15 protein-coding genes are annotated in these 13,182 nt (G+C 58.3%); 6 read left to right on the forward strand and 9 right to left on the reverse strand.

Going from position 1 to position 13,182, the window contains the following annotated elements; genetic code table 11:
- Nucleotides 1-13: 13 nt before the first annotated feature.
- Nucleotides 14-646, reverse strand: coding sequence for a glutathione transferase (yfcF, locus tag PSH97_RS18130; protein WP_305446114.1), 633 nt, complete (start codon nucleotides 644-646; stop codon nucleotides 14-16).
- A 241-nt stretch (nucleotides 647-887) separates the two neighbouring features.
- Between yfcF and PSH97_RS18135 the strand changes: the two genes are divergently transcribed.
- From PSH97_RS18135 to PSH97_RS18145, 3 genes are read left to right on the forward strand one after another with little or no spacing between them, the layout of a single operon-like run.
- Nucleotides 888-1,475, forward strand: a complete 588-nt coding sequence (locus PSH97_RS18135; protein WP_305446115.1) for an acyl-CoA thioesterase — start codon at nucleotides 888-890, stop codon at nucleotides 1,473-1,475.
- Between the two features lie 42 nt (nucleotides 1,476-1,517).
- On the forward strand, nucleotides 1,518-2,021 hold the full coding sequence (locus PSH97_RS18140) for an SLATT domain-containing protein (protein ID WP_305446116.1): 504 nt from the start codon (nucleotides 1,518-1,520) through the stop codon (nucleotides 2,019-2,021).
- A gap of 48 nt (nucleotides 2,022-2,069) precedes the next feature.
- Nucleotides 2,070-2,555: an adenosine-specific kinase gene (locus tag PSH97_RS18145; protein ID WP_305446117.1), complete on the forward strand. Its 486-nt coding sequence runs from the start codon at nucleotides 2,070-2,072 to the stop codon at nucleotides 2,553-2,555.
- Between the two features lie 94 nt (nucleotides 2,556-2,649).
- Here PSH97_RS18145 and PSH97_RS18150 read toward each other — a convergent pair whose 3' ends face one another.
- The 3 genes from PSH97_RS18150 to PSH97_RS18160 form a co-directional block, all read right to left on the reverse strand.
- Entirely contained in the window at nucleotides 2,650-3,471 is an 822-nt protein-coding gene (locus PSH97_RS18150; protein ID WP_305446118.1) for a MinD/ParA family protein, read from the reverse strand.
- A gap of 275 nt (nucleotides 3,472-3,746) precedes the next feature.
- Nucleotides 3,747-4,133 carry a cupin domain-containing protein gene (locus PSH97_RS18155; protein WP_305446119.1) on the reverse strand — a complete coding sequence of 129 codons (387 nt, stop codon included), beginning with the start codon at nucleotides 4,131-4,133 and terminating at the stop codon, nucleotides 3,747-3,749.
- A 96-nt stretch (nucleotides 4,134-4,229) separates the two neighbouring features.
- Nucleotides 4,230-5,042: an AraC family transcriptional regulator gene (locus PSH97_RS18160; protein WP_305446120.1), complete on the reverse strand. Its 813-nt coding sequence runs from the start codon at nucleotides 5,040-5,042 to the stop codon at nucleotides 4,230-4,232.
- Between the two features lie 253 nt (nucleotides 5,043-5,295).
- On the opposite strand from PSH97_RS18160, the gene PSH97_RS18165 reads away from it, so the two are divergent.
- Nucleotides 5,296-6,156 carry a CAP domain-containing protein gene (locus tag PSH97_RS18165; protein ID WP_305446121.1) on the forward strand — a complete coding sequence of 287 codons (861 nt, stop codon included), beginning with the start codon at nucleotides 5,296-5,298 and terminating at the stop codon, nucleotides 6,154-6,156.
- Between the two features lie 205 nt (nucleotides 6,157-6,361).
- Here the strand turns inward: PSH97_RS18165 and PSH97_RS18170 are convergent, their stop codons facing one another.
- Genes PSH97_RS18170 through PSH97_RS18180 form a run of 3 tightly spaced genes read right to left on the reverse strand, consistent with a single transcriptional unit; the run spans nucleotide 6,362 to nucleotide 9,915 of the window.
- Nucleotides 6,362-7,594: a nucleoside permease gene (locus PSH97_RS18170; protein WP_305446122.1), complete on the reverse strand. Its 1,233-nt coding sequence runs from the start codon at nucleotides 7,592-7,594 to the stop codon at nucleotides 6,362-6,364.
- Between the two features lie 54 nt (nucleotides 7,595-7,648).
- A complete protein-coding gene (locus PSH97_RS18175; RefSeq protein WP_305446123.1) occupies nucleotides 7,649-8,752 on the reverse strand; it encodes a sugar phosphate isomerase/epimerase family protein in 1,104 nt (367 codons plus the stop codon).
- Entirely contained in the window at nucleotides 8,749-9,915 is a 1,167-nt protein-coding gene (locus PSH97_RS18180; protein WP_407682158.1) for a Gfo/Idh/MocA family protein, read from the reverse strand. Before PSH97_RS18180 ends, PSH97_RS18175 begins: the two co-directional genes overlap by 4 nt.
- 200 nt (nucleotides 9,916-10,115) lie before the next feature.
- Here PSH97_RS18180 and PSH97_RS18185 point away from each other — a divergent pair, with 200 nt between their 5' ends.
- Together PSH97_RS18185 and PSH97_RS18190 are read left to right on the forward strand one after the other, a co-directional pair.
- On the forward strand, nucleotides 10,116-11,117 hold the full coding sequence (locus PSH97_RS18185) for a LacI family DNA-binding transcriptional regulator (RefSeq protein WP_305446124.1): 1,002 nt from the start codon (nucleotides 10,116-10,118) through the stop codon (nucleotides 11,115-11,117).
- 10 nt (nucleotides 11,118-11,127) lie between these two features.
- Entirely contained in the window at nucleotides 11,128-11,625 is a 498-nt protein-coding gene (locus PSH97_RS18190; protein ID WP_305446125.1) for a heme-degrading domain-containing protein, read from the forward strand.
- Between the two features lie 237 nt (nucleotides 11,626-11,862).
- On the opposite strand, the gene PSH97_RS18195 is transcribed toward PSH97_RS18190, so the two are convergent.
- The gene (locus PSH97_RS18195) at nucleotides 11,863-12,516 is read right to left on the reverse strand and encodes a peroxiredoxin (RefSeq protein WP_305446126.1); all 654 of its coding nucleotides are present in this window, start codon (nucleotides 12,514-12,516) and stop codon (nucleotides 11,863-11,865) included.
- Between the two features lie 116 nt (nucleotides 12,517-12,632).
- A complete protein-coding gene (locus PSH97_RS18200) occupies nucleotides 12,633-13,166 on the reverse strand; it encodes a cysteine hydrolase family protein (protein WP_305446127.1) in 534 nt (177 codons plus the stop codon).
- Between the last annotated feature and the right edge of the window lie 16 nt (nucleotides 13,167-13,182).

Raw genomic sequence — 13,182 nt, forward strand, 5'->3', positions numbered from 1 at the left:
TGATTCCACGCCACTAAAGCGCAGGACGCTGCAGTTTGACCCACTCCTGCACCGTCGGCCGCTGCCATTGACGCTGCGCGTATTCCACCAGCGCGGATGGCACGGCGTCACCGTTGAGTATCAACCGGTTGAGCATCAAGGCCAGGTCCACATCGGCGATCGACCATTGCCCGAACAGGTACTCGCGGCCGTCAGCCAGCAGCGCTTGTGCGGCACCGATCAGCTTGCGCGCGGCCGACTCGGCAGCGGGCGACAAGGGCGCTGATTTGAGGCCATAAAACACCACCAGTGTGGATCGCTCCTGCCGAATGGGCAGTAAATCACTGCGCAACCACGCCTGGACTTGTCTTGCCTTCGCGCGCTGCGTCAGCTCTTGCGGGTAAACCGGCGTCTGAGGGAGAACGTCTTCCAGGTATTCAGTGATCGCCGACGATTCAGACAAGGCAAAATCGCCATGCACCAGCGTCGGTACGCGCTGGGTCAGCGAGAGGCTGGCATAGTCTTCTGACTGGTTTTCGAAGGCGTCGAGGTCCAGCGGGCTCAGTTCGAATTCGATGCCCTTTTCGCGAAGAACCACGAAAGCCGACATGGCATAAGGGCTGGTGAATTGAGCATCAACATACAGGCGCAGGCGGGAATCATTCACGGGGTCATCTCCATATGGTGAGCAAACACGCTACGAGATCCAATGCCATAAAGAAAATGCATGATTTTTATGGGGGCATTCCTGAGCGGAATATCTGATTGGCGGGCAACCGCTGAGATGACTGCCCCAGCGCATGAATGATCCAATTGCGCTTTTCACATGAAAAAAGTCATTTGCGCACCTATCTCGCTCGCATTCCCCGCCCTAAAGTGCACCGCTCTACTCAGCCCTCGGCCTATTTATGAACCTCTGGTTTCGACTGTTCCTCATGCTGTTTCGTCGCCCATGGCGCAAGCCGGTTGATGGACTGGCCACTACCGTCATCCGCATGCGCGTCTGGCCGCTCGATCTTGACCTCAACCGGCACGTCACCAATGGCCGCTATTTCACTATGGCCGACATAGGCCGCATGGACTTCGTCCTGCGCAGCGGCGCCTATCGAGTTGCCCTGCGCCATAGAGCGGTGCCGATCGTTGGGGATACCTGGGGCAAGTTTCGTCGAGAGCTGAAGCTGTTCGAATTGTTTGAGATTCATACCCGAATACTCGGCTGGGACGATAAGTGGAGCTTTATGGAACACCGCTTCGTGAGCAAAGGACGGGTGATTGGCGTCGTTATCATGCGAGGGCTGTTCCGCGCGGCCAAAGGCACGGTCCCACCTGCCGAGTTTGTCCGGGAGCTGGGATTGGCTGAACGGTCACCCGAGATGTCGCCGTGGCTGACAACCTGGTCGCAAAGCTGCGACGATATGAGCCGCCAGCTCCGAGAGGAAGAAGGTATGGCGATTCAACCCCGTCCTGTCTCTGAACCCGAACAGGCGGTCAAATAGTAGCTAATATTCACCTCAATACCCCTGCCAAGGACTGCAAGCATGAGCCGGCTCGAGCTATTGACCAAATGGAATCGCATGATTGTTCGGTTGCAGATTGAACACGAAATCAGTGCCCGGGATTTCGAGAAATTCAGCTGGAAACTGGGTATCCCCTGCGTGGTGCTGTCGGCGATCGTCAGCGCCAGCGTCTTTGGCTCGATCAGTGACTCATCGCCCGTTTGGCTCCAATACCTGGCCGGTGTCCTGTCACTCCTGACCTTGGTGTTGAGTTCGGTTCAGACCTTCCTGAACTTTGACACCCGGGCTGCCGGGCACAAGGACACCGCCGAGAAACTCGGGGCGATCTCGCGTGAGATTCAGGACGAAATCGCCAGCGGCAAGGACGAAGCGATCCTGGGCCCGATCGTTTTTGACATCCGCAAGCGCATTGATTCGATTCTTCTTGATGCGCCGACCTTGCCCAAGTCGACGATAAGGAGACTGGGGGACGTTCGCGTCTACACAGAGCCACCGCCAGCAGGGCAAGACACCGTCCCGGCTTGATAAAAGGCCAGACTCTGGTTCGCAGCATCGTGAAAGGAGGCGTTTGAAATGCAACTCATCACGTTGAAAATCGATAAGCCGGAAACGACGAACTTCATTTTGGGTCAGACGCACTTCATCAAGTCTGTCGAGGACATTCACGAAGCGTTGGTCAACGCCGTGCCAGGTATTCAGTTTGGCGTGGCCTTTTGTGAAGCCTCCGGCAAATGCCTGGTGCGATGGTCCGGCACCGATACCGCCATGATCGAACTTGCGCAGAAAAATGCGCAAGCCATTGCCGCGGGCCATAGCTTCATCATTTTCCTGGGCGACGGTTTCTACCCGCTGAACGTGTTGAACGCCGTCAAAATGGTTCCAGAGGTGTGCCGTATTTTTTGTGCAACGGCCAATCCCACCGAAGTGATTGTTGCCGAGACGGAACAGGGGCGAGGAATTCTGGGCGTGGTGGATGGCTTCTGTGCCAAAGACATTGAAGGTGATGAAGATATTCTGTGGCGCAAGAACTTGTTGCGGCAGATCGGCTACAAGTTGTGATTTGAGTCTGTGTAAACGTTTTTGTGGCGAGGGAGCTTACTCCCGCCACAGGTTTCTCACCGACTCAAGATTTTCTTAAGGCAGGCTTTGCGCCTCACCTGCCAGAATTCTGCACAAGTTGCTCAACAAAAAACTCCACATGCCCTCTCGGATGAGTCGGCAATGGCCAGGTATCGACGTTGTGAGCCAGGGCCTGGAAAGCTTGAGCGCATTTGGAACGGGGAAAGGCTTCAAGCACTGCACGTCCCTTCTGCACGGCTTTGTGCGCACATTCATCGCTGGGTATCGCGCCGACGTATTGCAGCGAGACATCCAGGAACATGTCGGTAATCTTTTCCAGCTTGGCAAACAGATTACGGCCTTCCGACGGGCTGCCCGTCATGTTGACCAGCACCCGAAACCGGTGCAAACCGTAATTCAGGCTAAGCAATTTGATCAGCCCGTAGGCGCCGCTGATTGAAGTGGGTTCATCGCACACTACCACCATCACTTCCTGGGCCGCGCGGATGAAATTGACCACCGAGCCACCGATACCGGCGGCCGTATCGATCACCAGTACATCAAGCTTGTCGCCAATATCGCTAAAGGACTGGATCAGCGCACGGTATTGCGCAGGCTCCAGATGAGTCATGCTTTGCAATCCGGAAGAGGCCGGGGCAACACGAATGCCTCCAGGCCCTGGCATCAGCGCCTCGGACAGCTCGCAACGCCCTTCGATGACATCGGCCAGTGTGTAACGCGGGGTCAGTCCCAAAAGAATATCGATATTCGCCAGGCCCAGATCGGCGTCCAGCAATACGACGCGCCGCCCCATTTTTGCCAGCGCCAACGAAAGGTTAACCGCCACCGTTGTCTTGCCCACGCCACCTTTACCGCCAGTTACAGCGATAACTTGCACGCAATGCACCTCATCCATTTTGTCTTCCCTTCCTTGCGCATCGTGTGCCAGTACGTCATGGCCACCGTCCAGATGCCGCAAGAATAGCTGAAAAGCGCGGAATAGCCGCTTTATCTTCCGACGAGAGGCATTTCGCCACATGTCATCGAGCCTTTTCAACGAAAACGCCGCTAATTGGTTGATTCAGAGCGTTCCTGAATGCTTGCTGGCAAATGTAGCGATAGATGCGGCTGAACTGGCGCCAGGCTCTCAGGCGCCCTGCTCACCCAGAGATGAAGAAACTGCCAAAACGTCTAAATCCAGACGTCATTGATTGCGGTTCTTTCTCCCTCTTGATCGCCGGTATTCAGCACGCCACGCGGCTCGATCAGTAGCATCTTCACCTCTCGCTCAGCATAAGGCTTGTGTTCGACGCCCTTGGGGACGACGTACATTTCTCCCTGCCTGACCACGACGGCCCCCTCTCGAAGATCAATGCGAAGCTCGCCTTCGAGGACGATAAAAGTTTCATCGGTGTCGGCATGGGAATGCCAGACAAAGTCGCCTTCGATTTTCACCACCTTGAACTGGTAGTCGTTCATTTCGGCAATAACCTTGGGCGCCCATTGCTCGTTGAACAAAGCCAGTTTTTCGGCAAAGTTAATCGCGGTGCAGGTTGTCACGCCGGGTTGGGAATTCATTTGGGTTGCCCTCATTAGCCAGGATATCGAGCACTGACTTTAGAAACGCCTCAACGCTGCGTATTGCATGATTGTGCAAGTAACCCAAGAACATCCTCAAACAAGGCCCAGCCGCTTCATCCACCGGCCGGGTGAGACGCCGTAGGTCTGGACGAACTGACGCGTCATGTGGCTTTGATCGAAAAAGCCTGCGGAGACGGCCGCCTCCGCCATCGAATGGCCCCCGAACATCAGTGCTCTTGCCAGATCGAGACGTCGTTGAGTCATGTATCGATAGGGGCTCGTACCGTACAGCGCACGAAAATCACGGCTCAGGCTCCAGCGGTCTCGACCACTGGCCTGCGCTAACTCATCCAGGGTAATGACTCGATCCAGCGACTCATGAATCAGCGCACGCGCGCGTTCGGCCGCTGCAAAGTCAAACGACTTGCGCCGCCCGCGTTGACCCGAGAGCACATCCAGCGCCTGCGCGAGATCGTAAATGGCATCGTCTTCTTCCAGGGGTTCGATGCAGGAATCGAGGTTCTGCAGCAGCACCTGGGTTGCGGCACAAAGTCGTGGGTCGCTGGATAACCCGCCGTCGATGAAGGGCAAGGGTTTGCCGCCTAATACTTGCTGAATCAAAGCGGGCTCGATGTAGATCATCCGATAATGAAAACCCGCCTCGGTGCCGGCTTCACCGTCATGCACCTCGTCCGGATGCAAAACAATGGTTTTCCCGGGCAGGCTGTGACGCTTGGTGTTGCGGTACTGGAAGCTTTGTACACCCGACAGCGTTCGTCCGATGGCGTACGTATCGTGGCGATGTGGGGTAAACCCATGGCCGCCAAAAAAGGCTTCGATACGCTCCATCTTCAACGGCTGGGCCGAGCGCTTTACCCAATCTGTGTCACCCCTGGTTTTTGTCATGTCCCTGTACCCCCTGAAGGATGTCAGTACGGTACCAGCCAGAGAGTCCGATGTCCCCGGCGGACTGACCCGTGTAAGCCTGAATCAGCCCCACGACGGCGCCGCCAAATTTGTCTCTTCCCCTCGTGAACCAGTCTTCAGACCCGCAGTCTTAGCCGTGCCGTAAAAGAAGCTCACCCAACGAAGCGCTCCTACGGTCATTGCTCGCCCCTACCCCACTTTACCGTCGTCATCCCATCAGAGTTGTTCGTTCATGCGCCCAACCGTCCGCCGCTGTCGCTTTATCTCGCTGTGCCTGATGCCTTTGCTTCCGCTGCTCGCCAGCCCCGCCCATGCCAGTGGGGAGCGGCAACTGGTGGAAGTCATCAACGACTACCGCGCCGATCCCGATCGCTGCGCAGGGCGTGCGGTCAAGCCGTTGCGGCCGTTGTCGCTGAAATCGAACCTGGCGTTGCCGGTCGGCTATGGCGGCGGTTTGCGCAACGCCTTGAAAGCTAAAGGCTATCAAGCGGTGACGGTGCGCACCATTCGCCTGGTCGGCGCGCAGGATGCCGATGAGGCGTTTGACATGCTTGAGAGCGACTACTGCGGGGCGCTGCTCGATACCCAGTTCGCCGACATCGGCGTCACCCGCGCCCGCAGCGAATGGCAGATAGTACTGGCGCAACCGGTGCTCGACGGACGTGTCGGTGATTCGCGAGAAGCGGGCAAGGCGTTGCTGGCCGCGGTCAATGCGGCACGGGCCAGGCCACGCCTGTGCGGGCGCCAACGCTTTGCCGCCACACGGCCGTTGACCTGGAATGCCGCCTTGGGCGCCGCTGCGCAAGGCCATAGCAAGGCAATGGCCTACGGCAATTACTTCGCCCACCGCGATCCTGACGGTGATATGCCATTGGATCGGGCCAAAGCCGCCGGCTATCGAGGCCGGCAGATCGGCGAGAACATCGCCGCCGGGCAAAGCTCACCGAACAAAGCGATGGCCAGCTGGCTGGCCAGCCCCGGACATTGCGCCAACCTGATGAACCCGATGTTTACCCAAGTGGGCGCAGCCTATGCCGCCGATTCGCGCAGCGATGAGGGTGTTTATTGGACGATGCTGTTTGGCGCGCCTTGAGTGCATTCCATACCCCCTGAAATACCAGTCGGTAATAACAAACCCTGTGGGAGCGGGCTTGCCCGCGATGAGGTCAGCAGACTCAACATCAATGTCGCCTGACACACCGCCATCGCGGGCAAGCCCGCTCCCACAAGGATCTGAGCCGAACACCAAATTGGTGAACCACAGGTTCCGATGGTGTTCTTCAGACTCGGGTCATGCTTCAAATGCTCGACGGCGCTGCCACGCTTTGCCGCCCTTTGAAGGCCAGCGAAAAACAGAAAAATATCGCCAACGCGAACCCTGCCGGAAACAGCCAGATGCTTTTCCATTCGTGGCTGTCAGCCGACGCATAGTGATCGGTGACCGCCCCGGCCACCCAAAAGCCAATCAGCATGCCCAAGCCGTACGTCGCGAGCGTGATCAACCCTTGCGCGGAGCTTCTGAAACGCTCCGACGCTTTGGCATCGGTGTAGATCTGCCCCGAAACAAAAAAGAAGTCGTAGCAGATGCCATGCAAGGCGATGCCGGTGAACAACATGAAGGCGAGGTCGCCGTTGTTGCCGTAGGCGAACAACAGGTAGCGCAACGCCCACGCCAGCATCCCCACCAACAGCGCGATCTTGATGCCGAAACGCTGAATAAACAGCGGCAGAAGCAACATGAACAGCACTTCCGAGACTTGCCCGATGGCCATCTTGGCGGTTGGATTGGTCACGCCGATTTCTGCCAGAAACGGGTTGGCATTCTGGTAATAAAACGCCAACGGAATACAGATCAAAATGGACGCGATGAAGAACACCAGGTAGCTGCGATCCTTCAACAATCCCAAGGCATCCAGCCCCAGCATTTGCTTCAAGCCGACACGGCCCGGCTCAGGTTTGAGCGGCGCGGTGCGCGGCAGGCTGAAGCTGTAGATCCCGAGTACGAGAGAGGCGATGGCCGACATCAGAAACGTGTTGCGCAAGCCACCGGATGAGATCGCTTGTTGCGAATCCCAGGCAAACACAAAGCTGATCACCACACCCGCCACGATCCAGCCGAGGGTGCCCCACACTCTGATCCGCGAGAACTCCAGGGCCGGGTCGCGCATCTGCCGGAACGCCACTGAATTCACCAATGCCAGCGTCGGCATGTAGATCATCATGTAAGCCAGCACGAACGGGTAAAACGCACTGAAGTCAGGCGCTCGATAGAGTTGCAACAGCAGCACCGCGCCGATCAGATGCAACACCGCAAGAATGCGCTCGGCATTGAAGTAACGGTCGGCAATCAAACCGATCACAAAGGGCGCGATGATCGCGCCCCAGGACTGCGTCGAGAACGCCATGCCGATCTGCCCGCCGCTGGCCCCAAGATTACTGGAGAGGAAGGTGCCGAGGGTTACGAACCATCCGCCCCAGATAAAGAACTGCAAGAACATCATTACGCTTAATCGCGCACTCATCGTGGTCATATCAGTCACCGCTTTATTGTTTTTTTTGGGGGGAGAAAGGGGCAAACAGGTTTTTCAGGCGTCGGGCAAACCCAATAGCCGTCGATTGAAATGCTCGTCGGACGCCACGCTGGCGAAATCATCAAAGGCCTTTCGGGTTTTGCTGATCATGTGCTGCTGGATGAAGGCCGCGCCTTCTGCGGCGCCCTGCTCCGAATCCTTCAGGCAACACTCCCATTCCAGAACCGCCCAGCCGGCAAAGTCGTACTGCGTCAATTTGCTGAAAATCGATTTGAAATCGATCTGCCCATCGCCCAGAGAACGGAAGCGGCCAGGCCGCTCGACCCAACCTTGATAGCCGCCGTAGACACCCGAACGGGCATCGGGCCGAAACTCGGCGTCCTTGACGTGGAACATGCGGATGCGCTCGTGGTAGCGATCGATGAAGCCCAGATAGTCCATTTGCTGAAGCAGCAGGTGACTCGGGTCGTAGAGGATCGCGGCGCGCGGATGGTGATCGACGGCCTCAAGAAAACGCTCGAACGAGGCGCCGTCATGCAGGTCTTCGCCGGGATGGATCTCGTAGCAGAGATCGACGCCGGCTTGCTCGAAACAATCGAGGATCGGCAACCAGCGCTTGGCCAGTTCGGCAAAACCCTGCTCGACCAGACCGCTCGGGCGTTGCGGCCACGGGTAGACATAGGGCCAGAGCAGCGCACCGGAAAACGTCGCGTGCGCCTTCAACCCCAAGCGTTGGCTGGCGCGCGCGGCGAGCTTCAACTGATCGATGGCCCACTCGGTTCGAGCCTGAGGCTGGCCGCGCAAATGCGCGGGGGCGAAGTCATCGAACAACGTATCGAACGCCGGATGCACCGCTACCAGTTGGCCCTGCAGATGCGTCGACAGCTCGCTGATTTCGACACCCGCCTGGGCGCAGACGGCTTTCAACTCGTCACAGTAATCCTGACTGTCGGCGGCGCGCGCCAGGTCGATGTACTGCGTACCCAGGGTCGGCAACTGAATGGCTTTGTAACCCTGCGCTGCGGCCCAGCGGGCAATGTTGGCGAGCGTGTCGAAGGGCGCTTCGGCGGACATGAACTGCGCGAGGAAAATACCCGGGCCGCGCAGGCCTGCCGGTGTTGGGGAGGTGTGGTTCACGGGAGGGTTCTCCGGATTCATGGGTTGCAGACCAGTTCGGTCCACTTCGCGTCGCCGCGATGATTGGCGACCACCGCCTCGATGAACGCCATGCCACGCAACCCGACATCGATGCCCGGTACGCCAGGAGCATCATTGCCTTCGATGTTGCTGCGGATCGCGGTGGCAAAATCACCATAGAGATTGGCCATGGCCTCGAGATAACCTTCGGGATGCCCGGCAGGCAAACGCATGCGCTGGCTGGCGGCTTCGCATAACCAGGGCTGACCGACACCGGAACGAAGGATGCTCAACGGTTGATCGAGGGAGCGATGGATCAGGCTTGCAGGCTCTTCCTGACGCCACTCCAGCCCGCCCTTGTCGCCATAGACGCGGATCTTCAACGGGTTCTCTTCGCCAGCGCAGACCTGGCTGGCGATTAACACCCCGCTGGCCCCGGCGGCCATCTTGAACAGCATCGCCGCGTCGTCATCCAGTTGCCGCCCGGCAACGTGCGAGCCCAAGATTGCGCACACCTGTTCGATGGGTTGGTCCGCGACGAATTCGGCCAGTGAAAAGGCATGGGTGCCGATGTCGCCAATGCAGCCGCCCAACCCGGACTGCTCGGGCTGATCGCGCCAACTCGCCTGCTTGTTGCCCTGCCCGGCCACATCCCGGCTCAGCCAGCCCTGCGGGTACTCGACGATGACCTTGCGCACCGCGCCGATCACGCCGGTACGCACCATCTTGCGCGCCTGCCAGACCATCGGATAACCCAGATACGTGTGGGCCAGTCCATAGAGGCGGTCGCTGCTTTTCACCACTGCCTTGAGCGCCAGTAGTTCAGACAGATTCAGTGCCGCGGGCTTTTCGCTGAACACATGAAAACCCGCGCTCAGTGCCTGGCTGGCGATCGGCGCGTGCAAGTGATTGGGCGTGACGATGACCAACAGCTCCATGCGCTGGTCGGCAGGCAATGCGCGCTCGCTATCGAGCATCAGTTGCCAGTCGCTGTAGCAGCGTGAGGCGGACAATCCCAGCGCGGTGCCGGTGTCCTGATTGTTGCGGGCGTCTCGGCTGAACGCACCGCACACCAGTTCAAAACGACCATCGAGGCCGGCGGCCTGGCGGTGGGCTTTGCCGATGAAGGCACCCTCGCCGCCCCCGACAAACCCCATTCTTATTTTTGCCGTTGCAACATTCATCGCGAATTTTCTCTTGTTCGGGGCGGATTAGTGCTCAGGTTTGGCTATGATGTAACCGGTTACATCATGCCGGGAATTTAGGCTCAGTTACTTCAGGTGTCAAACCCGGGATTAAGAATGAAGGTCATTTCAGCGCACGGCCGGACTGCGGTAAGCTCGCCGGCCACGTTTACATCTGCCGGTTCGATAACGAGGTCGTCTTGTCCAATATCCGTGAAGTAGCCCGGCTGGCCGGCGTCTCGGTGGCCACCGTGTCCAGAACGCTGAAGTCGCCCGAGCGCGTACTCCCCGAAACCCGAGACAAGGTCAACGCAGCCGTGGAACAGGCCGGCTACCGGCCGAACCTCATGGCCGTGCAGTTTCGTTCGCGCAGAACCGGCAACCTGGTGATTCTGGTCCCGGCCATCGCCAACACGTTTTTCGCACGGGTGATCAGCGGTGCCCAACAGGCGGCACAGGCGGCCGGTTATCGACTGTTGTTGTGCGACACCCAGGGTCGCGAGGAAATCGAACGGGAATTTGCCGCGCTGGTGTACGCCCACCAAGCCGACGGCGTGATTCAGTTGCGCGCCTACGACCCGTTTGAATCGCCCTTCCCGCATGGCGAGTCACTGCCTTTGGTCAATGCCTGCGAGGTGATTCAAGGCGGGCGGCATCCGACGATCAGCCTCGACAACCGGGCGGCGGCCAAGGCCATGACGGAGCATTTGATCGATCTGGGTCATCGCCGGATCGGCCTGATCAAAGGCCCGAAAAGCAGCCCGCTCACACGCGACCGTGTGGCCGGCTATCAAGATGCATTGCATCAGGCCGGTATCGAGTCGGACCCACAATTGATCTGCCACGGGGACTTCACGTTGAAGGCCGGTTTTGATGGTGCGGGAATGCTGCTGGAACTGCCCGACCGTCCGACCGCGTTCTTTTGCGAAAACGATGAAATGGCAATCGGTGCATTGAAGCGCATCAAACAACAAGGTTTGCGGGTACCCGACGATATTTCGTTGGTCGGCTTCGATGACATTCCATTCGCGGCCTACTGTGATCCGGCGTTGACGACCATCGCGCAACCCGCCGAAATCTTTGGCCAAAAAGCCGTTGAAATGCTGATCGCCCTCATTGAAAAAAAGCCCATCCCGGACCGCCATGTGGTGCTGCCGTTCACATTAACCGTGCGTAACAGTACGACCGCCCGAAAGGGATGAGGGAGAAATCATGGACATCCAAACCGACCTGCAACGCATCGCGCTCCAGGAAGAAACCCTGAAATTTGAGCGCTTCGACAAAGCGACGGCCTGGGACTTGGGCACCCGTTTGAAAACCGCCTGCGAGAAGCAAGGCGTGTCCGCCACGATTGAGGTCAGGCTGGCGCGGGACACCGTGTTTTTCTACTCGATGCCGGGAACCTCCGCCAGCAATGCCGACTGGGCACGACGCAAGAGAAATGTCGTAGAACTGATGGAACTCAGCTCATACCGCGTAGGCCTGTCCTTTAAGCTTCAGGGCGATTCACTCGAAAGTTTGATGGGGTTGCCCCTGCGTGATTATGCCGATCATGGGGGCAGCTTCCCGGTGTCGGTCAAGGACGTAGGGTGCATTGGCGCCGTCACCGTTTCAGGGCTGCCCCAGCGTGAGGATCATGCCCTGGTGGTTCAAGTGTTGGCACAGATGTGTGGGGCCGACCCGAGCGAACTCGCGCTTGAGGGCGAGTAGTCAGCCAGTTAAGCCGCAATGCGATCTGTAGCAGCTGGCGAAGCCTGCGTTCGGCTGCGCAGCAGTCGTGAAATCAGAGATTGCGGTACGTCAGACAGACCGCATCAGGCGGATTCACGACTGCTTCGCAGCCGAACGCAGGCTTCGCCAGCTGCTACAAAGAGTGCGTTGCGGCTGAAAGAGGCTCACCAGGCAAGACTCACCTGGCCGGCCATAATGTGCTCTCCCAACAGATCGTTACTTCGGTTGCGCCACCGTGCGCAGATAAGGTTTCACTGTCTTAAAGCCATCCGGATACTTCTTCCTGGCGTCCTCATCGGAGACCGAAGTGGGAATGATCACGTCCTCGCCCGGACGCCAATTCACCGGGGTCGCAACCGTGTGCTTGGCATTCAACTGCAGAGAATCGAGCAGACGCAGCACTTCATCGAAGTTGCGCCCGGCACTCATCGGGTAGATCAGCATCGCCTTGACCTTTTTGTCCGGGCCGATGATGAACACTGAACGCACCGTGGCGTTGTCCACGGCAGTCCGCGCGCCCCCACTGGCATTCGGATGAATCATGTCGTAGAGCTTCGCCACCACCAGGTTCTCGTCCCCGATCATCGGATAGTTGACCGCATGCCCCTGGGTCTCTTCGATGTCTTTGGCCCAGGCCTGATGGTTACTGACAGGGTCGACGCTGAGCCCCACGATCTTGGTGTTGCGCTTATCGAACTCCGGCTTGAGCCCCGCCATGTAGCCGAGCTCCGTGGTGCACACCGGGGTGAAGTCCTTGGGGTGCGAAAACAGGATCGCCCACTTGTCGCCGATCCACTCGTGGAAATGCAGCGGGCCTTCGGTGCTTTCGACGGTAAAGTCTGGTGCTTCGTCGCCAATACGGATTGCCATGTTCGTTCTCCTTACTGTTGAGTCGTAGAGAGGCGGCCGCTGGCTGCTGCTCCAGCGGCATTCAGGATCTGCGTTGAACCTGTCAACGCGGGTCAGTATAGGAGACGCTTGTGTTTTCAGACTTTGATTTCGCTGGCCGGCATCACATCGATCCGCGCCACGGAGCCGGTCAGGTGCGCCAGATCCTTGTTGTGTTCGGCGATGATGTCTTCGGCGCTCATCATGCCGTTGTCGATGGTGGAATGGGCGTCGGCCACCAGCACAACGTCGTAGCCCAATTGATGCGCCTGACGGACGGTGGCGTTGACGCAGTAGTCGGTTTGCAGGCCGCAGATGATCAGGCGGTCGGCGTCCAGCTCTTGCAGCTGTTCATGCAAGTGGGTCTGGTAAAACGAATCCGGGGTGGTTTTGCGCAGCCGCAGGTCTTGGGGTGAAGTTTTCAGACCATCGGCCAGTTGCCAGCCTTCGCCGCCGTATTGCAACAGGTCGCCCTCTTCTTCGTGCTGGATCAGGATGACCGGGATGTCGGCGGCCCGGGCTTTGGTGCTGAGATCGTTGATGGTTTCGATGACGCGTTTGATGTCGAAGCATTCATACTCGCCGGTGCACAGCGCGCGTTGGACATCAATGATCAGGAGTGCGGTGCTCATGGCTTCCTTCCTTAGA

The sequence above is a fragment of the Pseudomonas cucumis genome (assembly GCF_030687935.1).
Lineage (GTDB): Bacteria > Pseudomonadota > Gammaproteobacteria > Pseudomonadales > Pseudomonadaceae > Aquipseudomonas > Aquipseudomonas cucumis.

Bases quoted from the DNA above. Each gene is read 5' to 3' on its own strand.
- PSH97_RS18135 (WP_305446115.1), top strand. From the start codon at position 888: ATGAACCTCTGGTTTCGACTGTTCCTCATGCTGTTTCGTCGCCCATGG.
- PSH97_RS18140 (WP_305446116.1), top strand. From the start codon at position 1,518: ATGAGCCGGCTCGAGCTATTGACCAAATGGAATCGCATGATTGTTCGG.
- PSH97_RS18145 (WP_305446117.1), top strand. From the start codon at position 2,070: ATGCAACTCATCACGTTGAAAATCGATAAGCCGGAAACGACGAACTTC.
- PSH97_RS18150 (WP_305446118.1), bottom strand. From the start codon at position 3,471: ATGGATGAGGTGCATTGCGTGCAAGTTATCGCTGTAACTGGCGGTAAA.
- PSH97_RS18155 (WP_305446119.1), bottom strand. From the start codon at position 4,133: ATGAATTCCCAACCCGGCGTGACAACCTGCACCGCGATTAACTTTGCC.
- PSH97_RS18160 (WP_305446120.1), bottom strand. From the start codon at position 5,042: ATGACAAAAACCAGGGGTGACACAGATTGGGTAAAGCGCTCGGCCCAG.
- PSH97_RS18165 (WP_305446121.1), top strand. From the start codon at position 5,296: ATGCGCCCAACCGTCCGCCGCTGTCGCTTTATCTCGCTGTGCCTGATG.
- PSH97_RS18170 (WP_305446122.1), bottom strand. From the start codon at position 7,594: ATGACCACGATGAGTGCGCGATTAAGCGTAATGATGTTCTTGCAGTTC.
- PSH97_RS18175 (WP_305446123.1), bottom strand. From the start codon at position 8,752: ATGAATCCGGAGAACCCTCCCGTGAACCACACCTCCCCAACACCGGCA.
- PSH97_RS18180 (WP_407682158.1), bottom strand. From the start codon at position 9,915: ATGAATGTTGCAACGGCAAAAATAAGAATGGGGTTTGTCGGGGGCGGC.
- PSH97_RS18190 (WP_305446125.1), top strand. From the start codon at position 11,128: ATGGACATCCAAACCGACCTGCAACGCATCGCGCTCCAGGAAGAAACC.
- PSH97_RS18195 (WP_305446126.1), bottom strand. From the start codon at position 12,516: ATGGCAATCCGTATTGGCGACGAAGCACCAGACTTTACCGTCGAAAGC.
- PSH97_RS18200 (WP_305446127.1), bottom strand. From the start codon at position 13,166: ATGAGCACCGCACTCCTGATCATTGATGTCCAACGCGCGCTGTGCACC.